General features: G+C 64.7%; 1 protein-coding gene and 1 pseudogene. Both read left to right on the top strand.

The genetic code is table 11. The features are described 5' to 3' along the window. The first annotated feature begins 580 nt into the window (after positions 1-580). Positions 581-1,203 (top strand): annotated as a pseudogene (locus QOC89_RS01305) (trimeric intracellular cation channel family protein). A 121-nt stretch (positions 1,204-1,324) separates the two neighbouring features. Further along, a complete protein-coding gene (locus tag QOC89_RS01310; protein ID WP_323043367.1) occupies positions 1,325-3,133 on the top strand; it encodes a penicillin-binding protein 2 in 1,809 nt (602 codons plus the stop codon). Positions 3,134-3,283: the final 150 nt, after the last annotated feature.

Consider the following 3,283-nt stretch of genomic DNA (forward strand, 5'->3'; position numbering starts at 1 on the left):
CAGAATGCCGCGCTCGTCGAACAAGCCGCCGCCGCGGCCCATTCGCTGAAGGACCAGGTGGGCGTGCTGCGCGAGGCAATTTCGAGCTTCGCTTTGCCGGCCTGAGGCCGCTAGCGGCTCCTAAGCAGAAACCTGAAGTCACTGATGCGGTTCACGTTGAACGCTTTCATGTTCGCGTCGACCGCCGTCGGACGAGTGAAGCAGAAGCCATTGAGCAGGCACGACAGTCGACCCACCACCGTTTCCGAGCGGGACATCGGCAGAAGAAGGCAGTAAAAAAGAAGGCGCTCAACAGGCAGAGAGCGCCTCTTTAACACGCCGCGTCGGAGTCGACGCATTGATCGAACGAAACAGCCGCACGGATTTTCAAGTCCGCGCGGCTTTTTTTGTGATCAGCGAACGCTTACCACGGCCGATCCCGCAACCAGATTAAGCCGAATCTGGCATCGCCGAATTCGGCTTAAGGCATTTTCATCAGCACGCGCCGCTTCCGATAATGGCCGCTTTCAAACGCGCGCCTCGCGGCAAGCGAGAGGCCGAGCCCTTCCTTCGCGAGCGCCGCCATCCAGGGCTCGCTACCATGCTGCTCCACCTCATCTACCTGCTTGCGATCGTCGCCGAAGCCATGTCCGGCGTACTGATGGGCATGCGCCGGGGGATGGACCGCTTCGGCCTGTGCCTCGTCGGCACCGTCACCGCGCTCGGCGGCGGCACGGTGCGCGACGTGTTGCTCGGCCACTATCCGCTTGCATGGATCTCGCATCCAGATTACGTTCTGATTACAATCGGGGCGGCGTCGATTGCCGCGGCCAGCGCGAAACGGCTGCGCAACTGGCAACGAATGTTCGTCACGGCCGACGCACTTGGCCTGATCGCGTTCACGGTCATCGGTTGCGATGTCGCCGCGACGCTCGACGTGAGTCCGACGATTGTCGTGCTGGCCGGCGCAATCACCGGCGTATGCGGCGGCATGCTGCGCGACCTGCTGTGCAATCAGATGCCGCTCGTGCTGCGTGAGGAGCTCTACGCGAGCATCGCGCTCGGCGCGGGCGCGCTGTACGTCGCGCTGCAAGCGTGCGGCGTGGAGGCGGGGCCGGCCTCCATCGCGTATTGGCCGGCGGCTTCACGGTACGCATGCTGGACGTGCGGTTCGGCTGGCAACTCAAGGTATTCACCGCCGCCGATTCGGGCAGCGCAAACTAATCCCGCCGCACGCCACGCGCGTGCGGCCTTCACTCGAGGAGCACGCTCGGCAGTCACGCGCAAGCAGCCGCCGGCATCGCCGGTTCGAGCTCCCACGCAACGCTGTTCGCTCACCGCACTCATGATCCAAAAGAAGAAGTCGCAGTCGCACGATCCGTACGCGCCCGTCGCGAAGAACCAGCTGCTGGCCGCGCGCCTGCCCATGTGGCGCTCGAAACTTGTCGTCCTGCTGGTGTTCGGCGCGTTCGCGTCGCTGGCGGGGCGCGCGTTCTGGGTGCAGGTGGTCAATCAGGACTTCTACGTCGATCAGGGGCAAAAACGCTATCAGCGCACCCTCGAACTCGATGCGACGCGCGGGCGCATCGTCGATCGCAATGGTTCGATGCTCGCCGTCAGCCTCGCCACCTATGAGATCTGGGCCTCCCCCAAGCTGCTCGACGAAACCGCGTTCGCGCCGCTGGCCAGGCTGCTCGACCTGCCGCTGGCGGAACTGCGCCGGCGTCTGAACGGCGACAAGACCTTCGTGCTGCTCAAGCGCCAGGTGGATGCCGACACCGCGGCTCACCTCAACAAACTGGGCCTCGCCGGCATCACGCAGATCGCGGACTCGAAGCGTTTTTACCCCGAGGGCGAATCGGCGGCGCACGTGGTCGGCTTCACGGATATCGAGGACAACGGCCAGGAAGGCGTTGAGCTCGCCGCCAACGAGCAGCTGCTCGGCGTGCCCGGCCAGCGCGAAGTGATCCGCGACCGGCTCGGCCGGGTGGTGTCCGAGACCCGGCCGCTCGTGCCCGCACAAAATGGCGACACGATCCACCTGACGATCGACCGGCGCATCCAGCAACTCGCCTATGCCCAACTGAAGGACGCGATTGCCAAACATCACGCCGAAGCGGGCAGCGTGGTCGTGCTCGATGCGCGCAACGGCGAGATTCTCGCGCTCGCCAACTATCCGAGCTTCGATCCCAACGACCGCGCCCGTCTCACCGGGCGGCAACTGCGCAATCGCGCGGTGGTCGATACCTTCGAGCCGGGCTCGACCATCAAGCCGGTCGTCGTCGCCCTCTCGATCGACGAGGGCAAGGTCCGGCCGCAAAGCGTCATCGACACCGCGCCGGGCTGGTACAAGATCGGACCGGCCGTGATTCACGACACGTCGAATCATGGCGCGATGACCGTTGCCGAAGCCGTGCAGAAGTCGAGCAATATCGCGCTCGCCAAACTCGCACTGAACCTGCCCGCCGAAAAGATCTGGAACAAGTATCAGGAATATGGACTTGGGTTGAGGCCCGAGCTGACCTTTCCGGGTGTCGCGTCGGGCAAGGTGCGCCCGTACAAACGCTGGCGCCCGATCGAACAGGCGACCATGGCGTATGGCTATGGGCTTTCCACTTCGTTGCTGCAGATCGCGCAGGTCTACACCGCGTATGCCGGGGACGGCACTCTGCATCAGGTCAGTCTGCTGCGAAAAAACCCAAACGCGGACAGTAGCTCGGACACAAGCACGGCCACAAGCGCGTCGACAAACGCGACCAAAGCCGCGGACAGAAACGCGGACATTGGCACCGCGGCGCAGGCCGGCGACAAGGGTCGCGCGGTCACCACACCCGCCACCGCGCGCGCCATCCGCTCGATGCTCGAAATGGCCACCGGACCTGGCGGCACCGGGCGCGCCGCAGCGGTGGAAGGCTATCGGATCGGCGGCAAAACCGGCACAGCGCGCAAACAGGTCGGCGCGGCCTACGCGAAAAACCGTTACCGCGCGCTGTTTGTCGGCATGGCGCCGATGAGCGACCCGCGGCTGATCGTCGCAGTGATGATCGACGACCCCGCCGGCAAGGCATTTTATGGTGGGACGGTGGCCGGCCCGGTGTTTAGCGGGGTCACCGGCGGTGCTTTGCAATTGTTAGGCGTGCCGCCGGATGCGTGAAATGGAAGTCCAGTAGCGACGCTCAGCACGCCGCATTATCGCTGCCCGCAATCGCATCGCATCAATGCCGCGATGCGATTGCGGCCACCGCGCTTGGCCTGGCACATCGCGCTATCGGCCTCGTCCCATCGTGCTGTCATGCGCGCCGCG

Source organism: Paraburkholderia sp., assembly GCF_034668105.1.
Classification (GTDB): domain Bacteria; phylum Pseudomonadota; class Gammaproteobacteria; order Burkholderiales; family Burkholderiaceae; genus Paraburkholderia.